Below are 14,380 nucleotides of genomic sequence, written 5' to 3'. Positions count from 1 at the left end.
GGTTGGGTTTCCGGGTTATTGAATGTGTCTGGCGTAGTGCCGGGGATCGAAGCGCAGCACCATCAGGATCATCAGCGCCATCACGCCGGTGAGTGACCACCAGGCCCATTCGAAGCTGCCAAGCTGATCGCGGATCATCCCGGCAATCAGCGGCGAGAGGCCGGCGATCAGATAACCGATGCCTTGCACGAAAGCGGTGAGGCCACCGGCGCGCTGGGGATTGTCCAGATGATCCAGGGACACGATCAGGCTCATTGGGAACAGACCGCCAATGCCCAATCCCAACAGGCACGGCCACAGCAGGCTCAGGTGTTGCGGGCTGAGTATCAAACCGCAGAAACCGGCCATGATCAGCGTCAGCAACACCACCAGCACCCAGCGTCGGTCACGGCTGCGATTAGCGATGGCTGGCGTCAGCAGGCCGGACAACACTTCCATGGCCGTCAAGAAGCCCAGCAACAAACCGGCGTTCTGTTCGCTCCAGCCCTTTTCCACATAGTACGGCGCCAACCAGGCCAGCACGCAGGTGTAGGACGCCGTGCCCAGGCCGAAGAAGATCGCGAGTAACCAGGCGCGGGAATTGCTGAAGAAGGATTCGTTGCGTACCGACCTCGAGATCGGTGTCGGCGTCCCCGCGCGCTGAGCGCACCAGAACAGCAACGCCACCACGGCAAGCGCCGCCCAGATCGCCAACCCCACGCGCCAACTGCCGGTGCGAGTCATCACCAGCGGCGCGAAGGAGGCAGCGATCGCCGCGCCGCCCATAATCGACGTGACGTAGAGCCCCATGCACACGGAAACGTTGTCGCTGAAGCGGGATTTGATCAGCGCCGGCATCAACGCCTGGATCAACGCAATCCCGATCCCCGCCAGGACGGCGCTGAGGATCAGTTCGGCCGCCGAATCGAGGAACAGGCGCGATACCGTCGCCAGGCCGATGATCAGCAACGACAGCACCACGGTGCGCTGTTCGCCGAGGCGCTGACTGACGCTGAGGCCGAAGAACATCGCCAATCCCATCGCCATCACCGGCAGCATGGTCAGCAACGAAGCCAGGCTGAAACTCAGCGCAATGTCACCACGAATCGCCGACAGCAATGGCCCGACAGCGGCCATGGACGGGCGCAGATTCAGGGCGACGAGCATGATGCTGAACATCAACCAGAGGGCAGGGCGGGTGGTTGCGCGAACGTTTTCCATCTATCGGACCTTGAATGTTAAGGAGCCGATTAGGCGCGCGAGGGCTGCAGGCCGCAAACCAGAAAGTCCAGAGAGGTATTTAGAAATTAAATACCTCGGCCGCGACACCCCAAAACAGTAGGAGCTGGCTTGCCAGCGAAGGCGGTTTCACAGTCAGCGACTATGTCGACCGTCAGTACGCTATCGCGGGCAAGCCCGCTCCCACAGGGGGATGCAGTGTTTGGTAGATTTAAGCGCTCAGCTAATGTTTAGCCAACCCACACCCAAAGTTCTTCAAATCCTGATTTAACCACTTAACCACCCGTGTGACGCTGCTGCTCATCTGTTCTCTGCGGTTTTATCTATGGACGATTGTCCAGTCGCACTCCCCTCCGAATTAGCCTTTTGGGCGCTGTGGCACTGCCGTCACGCGCGCCCACCGGATGCCTGCATTTCCCGTTGAATGTTCTTACAGATCCCGCGCTGTGCGTCGGATCAAAGCGGCGGCGCCTGTGCGCTTGCCTCACGCGGAAATAAGAGAATTCCCATGAGTTTTGCCACGACCTCCTTCGCCACGAAGCAAGAAGCCCTGACCTTTCTGGAACAGAATCCGGATATCGAGATGTTCGAGTTGTTCATTCTCGACAACAACGGCGTGCCTCGGGGCAAGTTGCTGCATCGCGATGAGTTGTTGGCGGTGTACGAAAGCGGACGGCCATTGCCGAGTACGATTCTGGGCCTGACCATCAATGGCGATGACGTGGAAAATTCCGGGCTGGTCTGGGATGTGGGTGATATCGACTGCCGGGCCTACCCGATCAGCGGCAGTTTGACGCGCATGCCATGGCGCTTGATTCCTACCGCGGCGGTGCAAGTCAGCATGCACCCCAAGGAAGGCATGCCCGCGACCATCGCCGATCCACGGCATCTGTTGGCGAAAGTCATTGAAGGCTTGCAGGCCGATGGCTATTACCCGGTCATGGCGGCGGAATTGGAGTTTTACCTGCTGGATCAGCAGCGCGACAGCAACGGTCGACCGCAGCCGGCACGGGATGTCGATGGTGGGCGACCGCGAGGCACTCAGGTCTACGGCTTGCGTGAGCTGGAGCAGATCGAACCGTTCCTGGCCGATCTCTACAGCGCCTGCAAACTCCAGGGCATTCCGGCGCGCACGGCGATTTCCGAATACGCGCCGGGGCAAGTGGAAATTACCCTCGAACATCGCACCGATGCCCTACAGGCAATGGACGAAGCGGTGCGCTACAAGCGGCTGGTCAAGGGCGTGGCGCATAAGCACGGGATGACGGCGTGCTTCATGGCCAAACCTTTCGACGACCTGGCCGGCACCGGGATGCACATGCACGTCAGCCTGGCAGACAAGGACGGCAACAACCTGTTTGCCAGCGAAGCCGCGGACGGCACGCCACTGCTCCGGCAGGCGGTCGGCGGCATGCTCAGCACCTTGCTCGACTCGTTGCTGCTGTTCTGTCCGAACGCCAACTCGTACCGCCGCTTCCAGACCAACAGCTACGCACCGCTGGCGGCCACCTGGGGTGTCGACAACCGCACCGTGAGTTTGCGCGTGCCGGGCGGGCCGGCGTTTTCCCGGCATATCGAACATCGCATCTGTGGCGCCGACGCCAATCCGTATCTGGCGGCCGCGGCGATCCTGGCCGGGATTCATCGCGGAATACGCGAACAACTCGACCCAGGCGCGCCGGTGGAGGGCAATGGTTACGCCCAGGCCACGGAACTGCTGCCGACTGACTGGCTGACCACGTTGCGGGCGCTGGAAGGTTCGAGCTGGGCGCGTGACGCGTTAGGCGGTGAATTCCTTGGTGTGTACCTGGCGGTAAAACGTGCCGAGTACCGACAATTCATGGGCGAAGTGGGTGAACAGGATTGGCGTTGGTACCTGAACCAGGCCTGAACCATTCTCAAATACTACGGAAGTTTTGGCTTAATGCCATGAGCCAACTAATCGTTGGCTTCTTTTTCACAAAAAATTGATGGTTGGCTGCCTACCATTAGTGCTGTCGCGGTAAATGAAATTTTCACATTTATCGATGGCACTTCTTTTCAGGAACAGCCGATCACCATGTTGAAGATTAAAGCCGTGCGCCCCGAGTGGGTGACACTGATTACCAGCGCCTTTTTATTAGTCGGTTTCAATTTCGTGCTCTGGCAGCACCTGTTTGAAATTACGGCGTCTGACGGCAAAGGCCTGGTCATGCGCGTGGCGTTCGGGGTTATGATCCTGGCGGCTTTCAACATCGTACTGACGCTTCTGGCTTTCCGGCCCGTGATGAAACCGGTCCTGACATTGATTTTTATGGTCAGTGCCGGCGTGGCGTATTTCATGAGTCAATACGGTGTTTTGATTGACACCGGCATGTTGCGTAACTTTGCACAAACCAATGCCACGGAAGTGCGTGACTTACTCTCGATCAAGTTGCTTGTTTATATTGTTGTACTCGGTGTTTTGCCGTCGTTGTTGTTGTGGAAAACGCCGGTTAGTTACCGTCGCTGGCACCGTGAATTACTCAGTAAAGCGCTCGTGACTGTTGCCTCGGTTGCGGTCATTGGTGGTGTCGCACTGGTTAACTATCAAGGCTTGTCTTCGTTGTTTCGCAACCACCATGAGTTGCGCCTGATGGTGGTGCCGAGCAACTACATCGGCGCCTCGGCCGGCTTTCTGCGTGAACAGGTCGCCTCTGCGCGGCAACCCTTTGTCGCCATTGGCGTAGATGCCCAGCGAAACCCCGCCTGGCAAACCCACGGCCGTAAATCCCTGACAGTGCTGGTGGTGGGCGAAAGTGCCCGTGCCGAGAACTTCGGCATTCTCGGTTACAACCGGGATACCACGCCCAAACTGGATAAAGAAGCCGGCCTGATCGCGTTTACCGATGTGCATTCCTGCGGCACCGAAACGGCGGTATCGGTGCCGTGCATGTTCTCCAACATGGGGCGCAAGGATTACAACGCCAGCAAGGCAAAGAATGAAGAAGGGCTGCTGGACGTGCTCAAGCGCGCCGGTCTGGAGGTGATCTGGCGTGACAACCAGTCGGGCTGCAAAGGCACTTGCGATCGGGTCACCCTCGACGACGTCAGTAACCTGAAGGACCCGGTGTTGTGCGCCAACAGCGAATGCCGCGACGAAATTCTCCTGCAAGGTTTGCAGCACTTCATCGACACCCTCGATAAAGACACGGTACTGGTGCTGCACCAGATGGGCAGTCACGGTCCGGAGTATTTCAAGCGCTACCCGAAAGAGTACGAGCGCTTTACCCCGGTCTGTGAAAGTAATGCGCTGAACAATTGCAGTCGCGAAAGTATCGTCAACGGTTACGACAACACCTTGGTGTACACCGACCATGTACTGTCGACCCTGATCGATCTGTTGCGCAGTAACCAGGACAAAGTCGATACCGCGATGCTCTATCTGTCGGACCACGGCGAATCCCTGGGCGAGTACAACTTGTTCCTCCACGGCACGCCTTACATGCTGGCGCCGGAACAACAGAAACATGTGGCGATGCTGGCGTGGTTCTCCGACAGCTATCAAAAGTCGTTCTCGGTGGACACGCATTGCCTGCAACTGAGTCGTGACAAGCCCTTGAGCCAGGACAACCTGTTCCATTCGATGCTCGGTTTGCTGGAGGTCAACAGCAAGGTCTATAACCAGGATCTGGATATGTTCGCCGGTTGCCGCGGTGCCGTGATCGATGGCGTGCTGGCCAAAGAGTGAATGCTTCGACCTTTTTTTCACGCACCGGCCGCTAACCTGCGGCCGGTAATGTTTCTACCAAGAGCCCTTGCACATGTCCGCTCAACCGCCATCCGCCATCGAACTTGAGTTCGCCCGGCGCTACGATCAGGAACACGCCCGCGTCTGTCTGCAGCCGCAACCGCGTGGCCTGGCTGGGCGCCTGACGTTCTGGCGTGACGAGCAACTGGTGCGCAACGCGCTCAAGGTGGCTGGCGAGCCGGGGCTGATTCTCGATGTTGCGTGCGGTGTCGGGCGCTTTTGGCCGGTACTGGCCGAGCATGCGAACCGGGTGATTCTCGCGGCCGATCCGTCCCAGGACATGCTCAATCACGCCCAGACCCACCATCCGCAGAACCTGTTGAAGCGGGTCAAGACCTTTCAGAGCTCCGCATTCACCATCGGCTTGTCGGCCAACGCCGTGGACTGCATTTTTTGCATGCAACTGTTTCAACACATCGCCAGCCCCGAGCATCGTCTGGCGATGCTGGGCGAATTCCGCCGGGTCAGTCGCGATACGGTGATTGTCGCGGCACGGGTCGATGCCCATTTCAAGCGGCGGCGCACCCATGCAGACGGCGTTGCACCCCGCCAGTTGGCCAGCAAGGCCGAAGTGGAAGCCGAATTCAAGCAAGCGGGTTTACGGATTCTCAGCCATCAGGATTTCCTGCCGGGTTGCGCGCGGATGCGCGTCTATGTACTGCGTAAGGCCAGCTAACCTCCCTTTGTCAGACATTTCTTGCTATCTGGCCGGCATTTTCGCTAAAGCTCTTGTTCAGTGAATGCGCGGAAATCGCCGGGGGCGATATATACTGCGCGCCATTCTTCAAGGGAGAGCCGTGTGGCCATCGATATTCACTGGATTCGCGACAACGATAGCCTCGGTCAGTTTTGCGCCGAGTGGCAGCAGCTGCCCTACGTTGCCCTCGACACCGAATTCATGCGGGTCGACACCTTTTATCCGATTGCAGGTTTGCTGCAGATCGGCGATGGCGTACGCGCTTACCTGATTGATCCGCTGACCATCGATAACTGGCAGCCGTTGTCCGCGCTGCTGGAAAACCCGGCCGTGGTCAAAGTCGTGCATGCGTGCAGCGAAGACCTCGAAGTCTTGCTGCGCCTGACCGGCAGCCTGCCGGCGCCGTTGTTCGACACCCAATTGGCCGCGGCTTACCTGAACCTCGGTTTCTCCATGGGCTATTCGCGACTGGTGCAGGAAGTGCTCGGTATCGACCTGCCGAAGGGCGAGACCCGCTCCGACTGGCTGCAACGTCCGCTGTCCGACACCCAGATCAGTTACGCCGCCGAAGATGCCTTGCACCTGGCGGAAGTTTTCGTACAGTTGCGTCCGAAGCTGTCTGACGACAAATACGACTGGGTCCTGGAAGACGGCGCCGAGCTGGTGGCCAACCTGCGTCGCGAGGTCGACCCGTACGAGGTTTATCGCGACGCCAAACTGGCCTGGAAGCTGTCCCGCGCTCAACTCGCCGTGCTGCGCGAACTCTGCGCCTGGCGCGAGCGCGAGGCCCGTGCCCGCGATCTGCCGCGTAATCGCATCGTCCGTGAGCATTCCCTGTGGCCGCTGGCGCGGACGCAGCCGGACAACCTCGGCGCGTTGGCGAAAATCGAAGACATGCACCCGCGTACCGTGCGTCAGGACGGCGAATTTCTGCTTGATCTGATCAAGCGCTCTGGCAGTGTGTCGCCAGATCAATGGCCGCCAGCCGTGCCTGAGCCCTTGCCGGTCGATGCCGCCACGCTGGTCAAGCAACTGCGGGCGATCGGCCAGGCCGAAGCCGAGCGCCTGAACATCGCGCCGGAGCTGATGCTGCGCAAGAAAACCCTGGAAGCGCTGCTCAAGAGCGGCTACCCCAACGGTCCTTACCAATTGCCTGATTCGCTGCGTGGCTGGCGCCGCGAATTGATGGGCCAGGCGCTGCTCGACAGCCTGGCCACCGCCGGAGAACAGCCTTGAAACGTATTTGCTCCATCTACCGAAGCCTGAAGAAAAACGAGATGTACCTCTATGTGCTCAAAAGCGATGCACTGGAGCGCGTCCCGGAAAGTCTGATGGCGGCCTTCGGCAAACCTCATCACGCTTTCGACCTGGTGCTGACACCCGAGCGCAAACTGTCGCGCGAGGACATCACCGTGGTCCTGGAAAACCTGGAAAAGCAGGGCTACCACTTGCAAATGCCGCCGGCCGAAGACGAGTACATCGAGCATTTGCCGGAAGAATTGCTGCGCCGCAACGACCCGATGTGATCGCTAGTCAGGTTCTGTTCAGAGCCTTTGTGAAACACTGGAATGATATTTGGCGATGGCTGCGACGACGGAGCGATACTCCGTCGGTGGCCGTCTGCACTGCTTTTGAAAGGTTTGAGCCATGCGCGTTCTGATTGCTGAACACGACCACCCTGTGTACGCCCAACTGTTGCGTCAGGCAGCGCCTGAGCTGGAAGTGCTGACCAGCGGTGATTCCGCCGAACTGGCCAGCCGGCCGCTGGTTGTCCGATCGGGCTTGGTCAGCCGGACCTGCTGGCGACCCTGCGGCGTCGGGGCCCCGGGCCGCAGTGGCTGCAACCGACCGGGGCCGGCATCACGCCGCTGCGGGCCGATGGCTTGCCACGCCACTATCGCTTGACCCGTGCGGTGGGGATTTTCGGTCAGGTCATGGCCGAATACGTGCTGACCTACATGCTCGGCCACGAACGCGAAGTGCTGCCACGCCTGGTCAGCCAGGTCGAGCGCAAGTGGGACAGTCGCCAGGGCCAAAGCCTGGCGGGGCGCAAGGTGTTGATCGTCGGCACCGGTGATATCGGTCAGACCGTGGCGCAGTTCCTGGTGCCGTTTGGCGTCGAGTTGTACGGCATCGCCAGCGAAGCCCGCGAGCAGGCGCCGTTTGTCGAAGTCGGAGCACTGGCCGATCTGCCGCGTTTGGTGGCTGAAGTGGATTACGTGATCAATCTGCTGCCCAATACGCCGAACACCCATGACTTGTACGACGCAGCGCTGTTCAAGCAGTTCAAGCCGACCGGGTTGTTCATCAACGTCGGGCGCGGTGTGGCGGTGGTCGATGCGGACTTGGTGGAGGCCTTGAAAGAAGGGCATCTGGCGGGCGCCGTGATCGACGTCTGCCGTCAGGAACCGTTGCCGCAACGTCATCCGTTCTGGACCGCCTGGGGCTTGCTGCTGACCGGTCACAGCTCGGCACCGACTTCGCCGACGATGATGGTGAACCTGTTTGTCGAGAACCTGCGGGCGTATCAGGCGGGTGAGGCGTTGCGCGGAGAAGTGGATTTCAATCGCGGCTACTGAGCCCCACCACACCCCTGTAGGAGCAGAGCTTGCTCGCGAAGGCGGTCTCACAGCCAATGTTGATGTTGGATGTGATGGCCTCTTCGCGAGCAAGCTCTGCTCCTACAGGAGATTTTTTGATTTGTGGTTTAGAGGGTGAAATCGCCTTCAGCCGCCAACTCGCTCAACGGACGACGCGGGCTTGGCTCTTCACGCGCTTGCAGGTAATCCGCCAGCGTCGACTTGTCGCCCAGCTTGCCGATCGCTACTGCTGCGTGCAAAGCATAGCCTTCAGGAACATTCAGCTCCTTGCGGGTCAGCTCCTGATCGAAACCGGCCATGCCGTGGGTGTGCCAGCCGCTGATGCTCGCTTGCAGCGCCAGGTGGCCCCAGGCCGAACCGGTATCGAACGTATGCCACAGGGCCGGGGTTTCTTCCGTGGCGCCAGGCACCGCAAAAGTGGTTTTCGATACCACAATCACCAGCGCCGAGGCGTGTTGCGCCCAGCTGCGGTTGAATTCATTCAACAGGCCCAGGTAACGCTCCCAGTTCGGCGTGTCGCGACGCGCGTAGAGAAACCGCCAAGGTTGCGAGTTGTAGGCCGATGGCGCCCAGCGTGCGGCTTCGAAGAAGCTCAGCAGGGTTTCTTCGGGAATGGTTTCACCGGTGAAGGCGCGGGGCGACCAGCGATCGGTGAACTGAGGGTGGATGGCATAGTCGGCAACGCGTGGATTAGCACTCATCAATCGATTCCTTGCTACGTTTGAAAGGGAAGGGCGTTTGAAACCTGCGGGCGCAGTTGAGCTGAGCGATGAGGTTTTTCAAGAGCCGTGGCAATTCACCTGAATGCAACGCGGTTGAGCGTTAATGGCACGCAGGCTTGGCTCCTTGTGACTTGCAAAGCTACTTGGCGGCGCAAGAACTGACAAGTGCCGTTCTACCGGCAGTCGCCAATGCTTGGCCCACGGGGCTGCGGGCACTAGACTGGCGGCCTTTTCACCACCTGATGTCGATGTTGAACCATGGTCGCCAAAGCCGAACCGTTCTGGATGCGCAAAACCCTCGATCAACTCGATCCTGAGGAATGGGAATCGCTGTGCGACGGCTGTGGCCTGTGCTGCCTGCAAAAGCTCGAAGATGAAGACGACAACAGCGTCTATTACACGCGTATCGCCTGCAAACTGCTGGACCTGAATACCTGCCAGTGCAGTGATTACCCCAACCGTCGTGACTTCGTACCGGACTGCATCCAGCTCACACCGGGCAAGGCCGATGAGTTCAAATGGCTGCCGCCGACCTGCGGTTATCGACTGGTCAGCGAAGGTAAGGACTTGCCGCTCTGGCACCATCTGGTGTGCGGTGATCGCGAGGCGGTGCATCACGAACGTATTTCCCAGTCCGGACGCATGCTCGCCGAAGGCAGTGTGTCGGAAGACGATTGGGAAGATCATCTGATTTTCCGGGCGGGTTAAACGCCCGACGATTTAACGTTTCACGAAGGAGTGTGTATGGCTGTGGGATTGCGGCTGGCGTTGGCCGTTGGGTTGTTGGCCTTGAATTCGTCCGTGTGGGCGGCGAAGAAAGTCGACCTGGATTACCACGTGCGCCTGTTGCCGCAAAGCGATCAGGCGGAAGTGCGCCTGACCCTGGCCCAGGGCTCGGCGGTGCGCAGCCTGGATTTCGACCTCGGCGACGGCAGCCACTACAGCGACTTCAAGGCCGACGGCGAATGGCAGCTCACGCCGGGCAAAGCGACCCGAGGTGTCTGGCGTCCGGCCGCCGACAAGGCCAGCCTGACCTACCGCGTGCGCATCAGCCACGGGCGCAAGAGCGGCAGTTTCGACACGCGCATGACCCCGACCTGGGCGTTGATGCGCGGCGACGATCTGGTGCCGGCGGCCAAACTCGATCAACAGGACGGCGTCGAGTTGGTGTCACGGCTTGAATTCGAATTGCCCAACGGCTGGAAAAGCGTCGAAACCGCCTGGCCACGGATCGGCAAGAACAAGTTTCGCATCGACAACGTTTCCCGACTGTTCGACCGGCCTACGGGCTGGATGCTCGCCGGCCACCTCGGCACCCGACGCACGCGTCTCGGGGAAACCGAAGTCACCGTCGCCTCGCCTCAGGGCCAAGGCATGCGGCGCATGGATGTGCTGACGCTGCTGACGTTCGTCTGGCCGCACGTTCAAGAGGTGTTCCCCCGTCATCCGGCCAAACTGCTGATTGTCGGCGCCAACGATCCGATGTGGCGCGGTAGCCTGGCGGCGCGCGAATCGATCTATCTGAACACGCGTTTGCCGTTGGTCAGTGAAAGCGGCAGCAGTGTGTTGGTGCGCGAATTGGCCCAGGTGTTCGGGCGGATCAACGACCAGCAGCGCAGTGACTGGATCAGCGAAGGGTTTGCCGAGTATTACGCCATCGAACTGGTGCGCCGCGCGGGCGGCATGAGTGATGAGCGCTATGAAAACCTGCACGGCAAGCTGGTCAAGGACAGCCAGAAAGTCACGACCTTGCGTGGCGAACAGGTCAGCCCGGCGCAGGTAGCGAAAGCGGTGGTGTTGCTACAGGAACTGGATCGCGAGATTCGCCTGAAGACCCGCAACAAGCGTTCGCTGGATGATGTGTTGCGTGGGGCGATGCATCTGGAAAGTATCGATACCAAGGAATTCGTGCAGCTCGCGGACAGCGTTATTGGTGAGTCTTCCAAAGTGTTGGATACCGAGTTGCTTCAGTAATACCGCTTTCGCGGGCAAGCCTCGCTCCTACAGTCAATGTGTCGTTTCGAAATCGACACATGACCTGTAGGAGCGAGGCTTGCCCGCGAAGAGGTCTTCGGATCAAACCCCGGTCTTGGGCGACGTCAAAGAATCATTGCCCGTCACGGTCGCCGTATTGGTCGCCGCCTCGGCATTCGCCTTCAACTTGCTCAACTCTTCCCCTGCGCGCTGAATCTTCGCCCGCACGTTGTTCATGTCCTGACGGCTTTTCTCCAGCAGGCTCTTGGCCGAGCTGTGCCCGGTAATACCGCGGGCCAGCGCTACGCCGCCGATCGCCACTTGAATCAGGCCGAACACACCGCCACGGCGCAAGCCTTTGCCGACCATGACCACACCACCGGCGAGGGAGCCGAAGCGCTCCCAGCCGTGAACGTTCTGGTCTGGAAGAGTCTGGAACGGGGTGGATTCGATGCGTTCTACGCGTTTGAGTTCGCTCATGATCTGTCTCCTGGCGGGAAGCGCTGCTTCAAGAATAGATAATTAAGCTGACTGCCGAGGCGGGCGGCTTGTTCCATCGGATGTGCAGTGATTCAGCGGAATTTCGCTCCGGAACGGGTGTTGAGCCCTTTGGACATGCGGTCGTAGAGCACGACGTTGACGGTGGCGGCCAGGTTCATGCAGCCGGTGGTCGGGATGTAGACCACGTCTTCGCACCAGTCGCGGATCTCTTTGTCCAGCGAGCCGTCTTCCGGGCCGAAGATGTACAGCGCGCGATCCGGGTGGGTGTACTCCGGCAACGAGCGGGCGCCGTCGACCAGTTCCACGGCCACCGGGACGCAACCCAGGGGCAGGATTTTCTTCAGGTCGTCGATACCGATCAGCGGAATGTCGTAGTGGACACGCTTGGTGTCAGTGACGAAGTCGGCGGCGCGTTCATAGCGCTTGCCGGTGTAGAACACCGACGCCACGCCATAACAGCCAGCGGCGCGCATCACCGAACCGACGTTTTCCGGTGATTTGGGGTTATACAAACCAATGCAGCTGTACCGTTTATCTGCCACGAGCGAGGTGCCTTCGGGGAAAAAACGGCGATTATACGGGGATTGGGGGAGGGCGGTCAGATTGTAGATTGGTGGTGTCTGAGCAATTGCTATCGCGGGCAAGCCTGGCTCCCACAGTGATTGCGGTGATCACAAATATTGTGTTCGCCGCAGAACCCTGTGGGAGCGGGCTTGCCCGCGATGAGGCCAGTCCAGCGACTGAAGATCTTCAGTCGTCCTTCTTCATCAACCCCGCCAACGCCGCAAACGGATTATGCGTCGCCTTGGCAATTTTCGGGCTGCTGAGCGAACCCTCGTCAAAATATTGCTGATCGGTATAGCGCGAGTGTTCGTTGTCGTGGCAATACAGGCACAACAATTCCCAGTTCGAGCCGTCCTGCGGGTTGTTGTCGTGGTTGTGGTCGCGGTGGTGCACGGTCAGCTCGCTCAGGCGCTTGCCGGAAAACTCACGGGCGCAGCGGCCGCACACGTGCGGGTACATCTTCAGGGCCTTGTCGCGGTAACCCATTTCCTTGTCGCGCTGATTGTCGGCGAGGATGCGGTCCAGTTTCGACGTGTTGGTCGGGGGCGTTGACGAACTCATGGGTTCACCTTTGTAAAAGACTAATGACGGTTATGAGGCAAGTTTAGCTCAGCCCTTGAGCTTCTCGGCAATCCAGATGGTGTGGCGAGTGCCTTTGTTGCCATGGGCGAAGACCTGGACTTCCTCGGCCTTGAAACCGGCCTTTTTCAGCTTGTCGGAAAACTGCCGGTCGGCGCTGGCCGACCACACCGCCCGCACGCCCTTGGGCCGCAAGGCCTTGGCGCAGGCACTTAGCCCACCGGCGGAGTAGAGCCAGCTATTGGCCTTTTGGGTCAGGCCTTCGGGGCCGTTGTCGACGTCGAGCATGATCGCGTCGAAACCTTGCGGCTCGGCTTGCAGGACATTGGCGACGTCTTCCATGCGGATCACCGTGCGCTTGTCGAGCAACGGGTTCCCGGATTTTTCGCCCAACGGCCCGCGGTTCCACTCCACCACGCCGGGCACCAGTTCGGCGACCACCACTTCAGCGGTCTTGCCCAGATGCTTGAGGGCCGAGGCGAGGGTGAAGCCCATGCCCAGGCCTCCGATCAGCACCCGCGAGTTCGGCCGACCGGCCACCTTGCGACAGGGAATCTCGGCCAGGGCATCTTCGGAGCCGTGCATGCGGGTGTTCATCAACTGCCCGCCGTCGCCACCCTGAATCTTGATGACGAAGTCCTCGCCGTATTCGAACAGGCACAGGGCACCGCCGTTTTCAGGAATGGGAGCGGTGTCGAGCAGAACGAAACGTTTCATGGAGCTCTCTTGAGAAGAATGGGCATAAGGGAGGGCAAACAGACGCAGTTGGGAGTAGCCTGCAAACAGACAACAAGGCTAACGGAGCCATTGATGAAGCGCACCATTCTAACGGTCATTGCCTTGGCCGCGCTCTCGATAACTGCAGTGCAGGCCCAGGAGCTGCAAACCATCCCGACCAGTCCCCAGCCGATGCCCGGTTCGCCCGGCACCGCGACACCCACACCGTACCCACAAATCAGCCCCGCGCCATTGCCCAAGGCCGGCGCCGGCAGTGGTGGTCCGCCGTTGGTGCCGATCGAAATGCCCAGCCCACCGACCAAGGACCAGCCGGTGCCGGGAATTGAGCCGAGCAGCACGAAAAACAAATCGCCAGGCGGCTAAACCTGCTGCAAGAGCAGTTGCCCATCGGCCATGCGCAAGCGCCTGGAGAGGGAAACGGCGAGGGCGCGGATGATCTTGGCGGCGATTTTCGGCGCGTCGTTGAGCATTTTTTCCAGTGAATCCTTGCCCAGGTTGAGCAACTGGCAGTGGCTGGCGGCCACGCAACTGGCCGAGCGCCGTTCGCCGTCGAGCACGGCCATTTCGCCGAACGCGCGACCGCTGCGCAGGGTCGCCATGGTGACCAATTGCCCGTCACTGTTGGTTTTCTGCACCGCCACCTGGCCGGTGTGGATGATACACATGAAGCTGCCGGCATCGCCCTCGTGAAATATCTCTTCGCCCTGAGCGATGGTGCTGATGCTGAAGTAGCCGGACGCCGCGGCAAAGTCGGCGGGCAGCAATTGATTGAACAGGCCGCAGTCCATCAGCCAGTCGCGAATTTCGTTGTTCAGTAGGGTCGGTTCTGACATGTCGTGCGGTCTTTTTTGTTTGGTTTGTTGCAGGCTCAAATTTGAATCACTACAGATCCCTGTGGGAGATTCTATGGTTGAGGGGAAGCCCTCAACCAGCTTTGGGTTGGTATTCGCCCTGTCCTTTCAGTAGAGCGAATACGATCCGAGCAAGCTTGCGAGCCAGTATCACCAATGCCTGAGTG

At 59.8% G+C, this 14,380-nt stretch carries 15 protein-coding genes and 1 pseudogene; 9 read left to right on the top strand and 7 right to left on the bottom strand.

Annotated elements, in window-relative coordinates; translation table 11 throughout:
• Positions 1–15 precede the first annotated feature (15 nt).
• On the bottom strand, positions 16–1,200 hold the full coding sequence (locus AEQ67_RS26140; protein WP_059406661.1) for a cyanate transporter: 1,185 nt from the start codon (positions 1,198–1,200) through the stop codon (positions 16–18).
• 526 nt (positions 1,201–1,726) lie between these two features.
• Between AEQ67_RS26140 and AEQ67_RS26135 the strand changes: the two genes are divergently transcribed.
• The 6 genes and pseudogenes from AEQ67_RS26135 (at position 1,727) to AEQ67_RS26110 (ending at position 8,263) form a co-directional block, all read left to right on the top strand.
• Positions 1,727–3,109, top strand: a complete 1,383-nt coding sequence (locus AEQ67_RS26135) for a glutamine synthetase family protein (protein ID WP_059406660.1) — start codon at positions 1,727–1,729, stop codon at positions 3,107–3,109.
• Positions 3,110–3,277: 168 nt separating this feature from the next.
• A complete protein-coding gene (locus AEQ67_RS26130; RefSeq protein WP_059406762.1) occupies positions 3,278–4,927 on the top strand; it encodes a phosphoethanolamine transferase in 1,650 nt (549 codons plus the stop codon).
• Between the two features lie 73 nt (positions 4,928–5,000).
• Complete coding sequence (locus AEQ67_RS26125; protein ID WP_059406659.1) at positions 5,001–5,663, top strand: class I SAM-dependent methyltransferase; 663 nt, start codon at positions 5,001–5,003, stop codon at positions 5,661–5,663.
• A gap of 123 nt (positions 5,664–5,786) precedes the next feature.
• Positions 5,787–6,920 carry a ribonuclease D gene (rnd, locus tag AEQ67_RS26120; protein WP_059406658.1) on the top strand — a complete coding sequence of 378 codons (1,134 nt, stop codon included), beginning with the start codon at positions 5,787–5,789 and terminating at the stop codon, positions 6,918–6,920.
• Positions 6,917–7,210: a YcgL domain-containing protein gene (locus AEQ67_RS26115; RefSeq protein WP_007898694.1), complete on the top strand. Its 294-nt coding sequence runs from the start codon at positions 6,917–6,919 to the stop codon at positions 7,208–7,210. The genes rnd and AEQ67_RS26115 overlap by 4 nt, the downstream gene beginning before the upstream one ends.
• Before the next feature lie 121 nt (positions 7,211–7,331).
• Positions 7,332–8,263 (top strand): annotated as a pseudogene (locus tag AEQ67_RS26110) (D-2-hydroxyacid dehydrogenase).
• A gap of 128 nt (positions 8,264–8,391) precedes the next feature.
• Here AEQ67_RS26110 and AEQ67_RS26105 read toward each other — a convergent pair.
• Positions 8,392–8,985, bottom strand: a complete 594-nt coding sequence (locus tag AEQ67_RS26105) for a nitroreductase family protein (RefSeq protein ID WP_059406657.1) — start codon at positions 8,983–8,985, stop codon at positions 8,392–8,394.
• Between the two features lie 279 nt (positions 8,986–9,264).
• On the opposite strand from AEQ67_RS26105, the gene AEQ67_RS26100 reads away from it, so the two are divergent.
• Positions 9,265–9,714, top strand: coding sequence for a YcgN family cysteine cluster protein (locus AEQ67_RS26100; RefSeq protein ID WP_059406656.1), 450 nt, complete (start codon positions 9,265–9,267; stop codon positions 9,712–9,714).
• A gap of 36 nt (positions 9,715–9,750) precedes the next feature.
• The gene (locus AEQ67_RS26095) at positions 9,751–10,980 is read left to right on the top strand and encodes a hypothetical protein (RefSeq protein WP_059406655.1); all 1,230 of its coding nucleotides are present in this window, start codon (positions 9,751–9,753) and stop codon (positions 10,978–10,980) included.
• Positions 10,981–11,082: 102 nt separating this feature from the next.
• Here the strand turns inward: AEQ67_RS26095 and AEQ67_RS26090 are convergent, their stop codons facing one another.
• The 4 genes from AEQ67_RS26090 to AEQ67_RS26075 all read right to left on the bottom strand — a co-directional run bounded on the left by AEQ67_RS26090 (position 11,083) and on the right by AEQ67_RS26075 (position 13,341).
• Complete coding sequence (locus tag AEQ67_RS26090; protein ID WP_059406654.1) at positions 11,083–11,460, bottom strand: YgaP family membrane protein; 378 nt, start codon at positions 11,458–11,460, stop codon at positions 11,083–11,085.
• A 92-nt stretch (positions 11,461–11,552) separates the two neighbouring features.
• On the bottom strand, positions 11,553–12,023 hold the full coding sequence (locus tag AEQ67_RS26085; RefSeq protein ID WP_007944014.1) for an RNA methyltransferase: 471 nt from the start codon (positions 12,021–12,023) through the stop codon (positions 11,553–11,555).
• A gap of 208 nt (positions 12,024–12,231) precedes the next feature.
• The gene (locus tag AEQ67_RS26080) at positions 12,232–12,606 is read right to left on the bottom strand and encodes a YajD family HNH nuclease (RefSeq protein WP_059406653.1); all 375 of its coding nucleotides are present in this window, start codon (positions 12,604–12,606) and stop codon (positions 12,232–12,234) included.
• 48 nt (positions 12,607–12,654) lie between these two features.
• A complete protein-coding gene (locus AEQ67_RS26075; RefSeq protein WP_059406652.1) occupies positions 12,655–13,341 on the bottom strand; it encodes a hypothetical protein in 687 nt (228 codons plus the stop codon).
• 93 nt (positions 13,342–13,434) lie between these two features.
• Here AEQ67_RS26075 and AEQ67_RS26070 point away from each other — a divergent pair, with 93 nt between their 5' ends.
• On the top strand, positions 13,435–13,725 hold the full coding sequence (locus AEQ67_RS26070; RefSeq protein ID WP_059406651.1) for a hypothetical protein: 291 nt from the start codon (positions 13,435–13,437) through the stop codon (positions 13,723–13,725).
• Here AEQ67_RS26070 and AEQ67_RS26065 read toward each other — a convergent pair.
• Entirely contained in the window at positions 13,722–14,195 is a 474-nt protein-coding gene (locus tag AEQ67_RS26065) for a cyclic nucleotide-binding domain-containing protein (RefSeq protein ID WP_059406650.1), read from the bottom strand. The genes AEQ67_RS26070 and AEQ67_RS26065 overlap by 4 nt on opposite strands.
• Positions 14,196–14,380: the final 185 nt, after the last annotated feature.

This window comes from Pseudomonas sp. RIT-PI-q, from assembly GCF_001297125.1.
Lineage (GTDB): Bacteria > Pseudomonadota > Gammaproteobacteria > Pseudomonadales > Pseudomonadaceae > Aquipseudomonas.
The sequence above is the reverse complement of the archived record's forward strand: the minus strand, read 5'-3'. Positions and strand labels throughout refer to the sequence as shown.